The following is a 3,246-nucleotide window of genomic DNA, read 5'->3' on the forward strand; positions in this document are numbered from 1 at the left end:
CTGATCTTAACCAGATCATCGATTATAGCTTTATAATCATCCAATGATTCCAAACTCAATCCTCTTAAAGTTATAACGCCCTAATTTGGTGGCACAAACCGTGGGCTATACTGCGAAGCAGAGCCCGCGTGTTTGTGTCCCCAACATTTGATTGTTATGTTCGTTTATCTTACTGCCCACTGTTTCCAACCTGCTGACGCAAAAAGCTCGTACATTGAGGGCAATTTTTTAGCTTCCAGCGCAGGGGGAACTTGCCCCCATTTTGCCTTACAAAATGCTACTGCTTTTAATCTATTTCTTCGAGCTATAAACAAACCTGGTGTTCTTGCTGCTCGGCATTCTTCATTGCAGAGTTTTACAATATGACTTCTAAATTTTCGGAATTCCAATGAATTCCAACTTTGGCGTCTATAGCGAAGTGATGATCGCTTCTTTATCAAAAGCACAAAAATAAAACTCTTCCTCTAAGAACATAACACCCCACTAAGGAGCTGTAACACGTAGGCTAAAATCAGGAGCGGAGCGACAGAGCCTACGTGTTACTGTCCCAGCGAGCGAAGCGAGAGCCTTAAGTGGTTTGTTATAAGACAATTTACTTTGAAGCATGACCATACACAATCAAGTGGTTCACTATTGCGTGAGATTCTGGGTTGCCAATAAGTTCATTGGTTAGTTCATTTCCCCCCAGTCTTCTGTCATAAAATGATCGTGAGCATTGCCGGACTTTTCAGCTTGTATAGCAATAGCGTCTAGTCTGCGTGCTAGCCAGCGCAACTGTTCTGGAGAACCATGGATATAAACCTGTTCAGCATCCTTGTCTTTCTCAACTGTTAGCATGAATTTCCTTTTGGCTTATAACGCCCCGCATAAAGGGCAGCTAGCTGTGGGCTAAAATTGCGCGCAGCGCGAGCCCACAGGTAGATGTCCACGCGAGCGCAGCGAGTTTTGATGCGATTGTTAGAGGACTTACTCACCACCACCTCCGCCGTCTCCACCGGATGAGTCGCTAGACCAACTGTCTTCGGTTCTACCACCAGTGCGTTGCCCACTAGTGTTAAATATATCGCCCATTAATGGCAAGCTAGTATTTTTGGCGCTAGGACCGTAGTTAAATTCGGCAGCTTCTTTTCTGGCAATATATCGTTGGGTAAAGAAAACAAATACGCCGATTAAAATGATAATGAAAGCGAGAACTCTGACCCATGTTTCTGAGTAATACCCGTAAACTTGTAGGGATGTTCCGAGAACGATCATGATAATCCCTATCCAATTTCGTAATTCCATAGAGTCCTCTAACACCTAAATATGGGGCACAAACAGGCAGGCTACAATGGCGAAGCCGCCTGCCTGTTTGTGTCCCAGCCCGCCTGCGGGCGACATGATTTTTTTGTTAGCAGTCATTGCTTGTACCACCCTTGTAGCTTTTTAAAACTCGAAGGAGACCAATAGTAAGAAATACAACAGCTACTGATGGGGAATAAACAACTAACAACTCCGCCAAAGACAGTGTATCGCCTTCCTGATAACTATACTCTGATACGACACCGGATAGGATACTTAGAACCAAAACAGCTATACAAGAGTAGAGAAGCAGCCGAGAATCTTTGGAGTTAATGCGTCGATTTAACTTAATTGAACTTACTAGTAAAGCGATGAAACAAGCACTAATGACAAGGGCATCTAGAGCGTAAAAAAGAAATTCCAGTAAAGTAAAACCGTACATTTCATATATTACTTCTTCAAAAAATTCCATTTAATTAAATCCTAAGATCTGACTGCTAACACCTAGCACACGGGCAATAGCGAAGGGCCACTTTTTTGCGTTCTTTGCAAAAAAGGGGAACTGCGCGTTATTGTCCGGTGCTGCGCTTTGTTAGCCCCAACACTGAACGTTCGCAGCTTTGCTGCCCTGCACCAAGATGTTTGCATTAATTAATTGCCCTTCCCTGATTTGCATTTACCTTAAACAACCACCAGAAAAACAACAACTGATTTTTACGTTAACCAGTTACCGGAACTGATAAAGCTACGTTGCCAATCAAAGGTGAGAATTGCGCTTTACGATTGCATATAAAAGCTCCGGCCGCTTACAACGAAAAATTGCACGCGCCGCGCAAACCACAGGAAGAAAATAGCTTAATTAGTTGATAGCCCTGGACACAAAAAATAACTAATGGCGGTGGGACGCTAAAACGAGTGATGATACCGGCGTAAACACTGCCACGATCTTTTTATTTTTAAACGGATTAACGAATGGGGGCTAACGCCCAACTTAGGGGCAATAACACGTAGGCTAAAATGGGAGCGAAGCGACTGAGCCTACGTGTTATTGTCCCAGTGAGCGCCAGCGAGCGGCTACAGTTGTTTGTTATGTTTTACACGCCGCCATTTACGGTCACCCAATACATTAAACCAATAAACGTGGAAAGTGGTAATGCCAATAATAGGCTTGCAGTCGCTTGTAGACGACAGTGTCCTTTAATAAACGCAATAACTCCAATTACTACTGCAATCATAGATATTGGAAATGCTAATAAAGCAATGTAAAGCGGCAACTCATGCAATATATTTTGACCATTCGATGCAGTAAGCTCCCAAGATACAAAAGTAAAAGTAATTACAATTACCCACCCAGCTAAGGAAGTTTTGAGTGCCATTCGGCCCAAATTTCTCATTTAGTTACCACGAAACATAACGCCCCAAGCAGGGGCAAGTACATGCAGGCTAAAATACGGAACGAAGTGACGGGAGCCTGCATGTATTTGTCCCGCTGCCTTGGTTTGTTATGTTTTTCCTTTACACCTAACACGTGTGAATGAGGAGCTTTCATCAATGAAAAGATCCACAAGTTTCTCCTTTTCTATTCTAAACTCGGATTCAACTAACCAGTTCTCTTCTTCTCCAGACATCGACAATATTACGTAGAGCGAATTTTTCGTTTGCGAAATTACCTTACTTATTACTCCAAAACTTTCCCAGTATTCAATACCTTTACTATTGATGGTCACTCTTGCGGTACTTAGCTGTTTGTCGCATTGCTCAAGACTATAGTCCCAAACACCGTGGAATTGCGATGGAAAATCAATACCTTGAATTTCCTGTGACTGTGAATTACAACTTGCAAAGACCAAGAATATGAAACAAAAAAATCTCATTAACTCTGCCCTAAACATAACGGGGGTTGTTAAGTGGCGCACATGCATGTGCTTGATAAAGGAGCCGATGTCTCTTGCGTCCACTTCAACA

5 protein-coding genes are annotated in these 3,246 nt (G+C 42.8%); all 5 read right to left on the reverse strand.

Annotated elements, in window-relative coordinates:
- Positions 1-669: 669 nt before the first annotated feature.
- Positions 670-837: a hypothetical protein gene (locus tag FJ444_RS21480; RefSeq protein ID WP_181405270.1), complete on the reverse strand. Its 168-nt coding sequence runs from the start codon at positions 835-837 to the stop codon at positions 670-672.
- Between the two features lie 129 nt (positions 838-966).
- Positions 967-1,284 carry a hypothetical protein gene (locus FJ444_RS21175; RefSeq protein ID WP_140961929.1) on the reverse strand — a complete coding sequence of 106 codons (318 nt, stop codon included), beginning with the start codon at positions 1,282-1,284 and terminating at the stop codon, positions 967-969.
- A 106-nt stretch (positions 1,285-1,390) separates the two neighbouring features.
- Positions 1,391-1,753: a hypothetical protein gene (locus tag FJ444_RS21180; protein ID WP_140961930.1), complete on the reverse strand. Its 363-nt coding sequence runs from the start codon at positions 1,751-1,753 to the stop codon at positions 1,391-1,393.
- A 622-nt stretch (positions 1,754-2,375) separates the two neighbouring features.
- On the reverse strand, positions 2,376-2,657 hold the full coding sequence (locus FJ444_RS21185; RefSeq protein WP_140961932.1) for a hypothetical protein: 282 nt from the start codon (positions 2,655-2,657) through the stop codon (positions 2,376-2,378).
- Positions 2,658-2,783: 126 nt separating this feature from the next.
- On the reverse strand, positions 2,784-3,246 hold a 463-nt coding region (locus FJ444_RS21485; protein WP_219993935.1), incomplete at its 5' end, for a hypothetical protein.

Origin of the sequence: Aestuariibacter sp. GS-14, from assembly GCF_006494365.1 — a bacterium.
GTDB lineage: Bacteria > Pseudomonadota > Gammaproteobacteria > Enterobacterales > Alteromonadaceae > Alteromonas > Alteromonas mangrovi.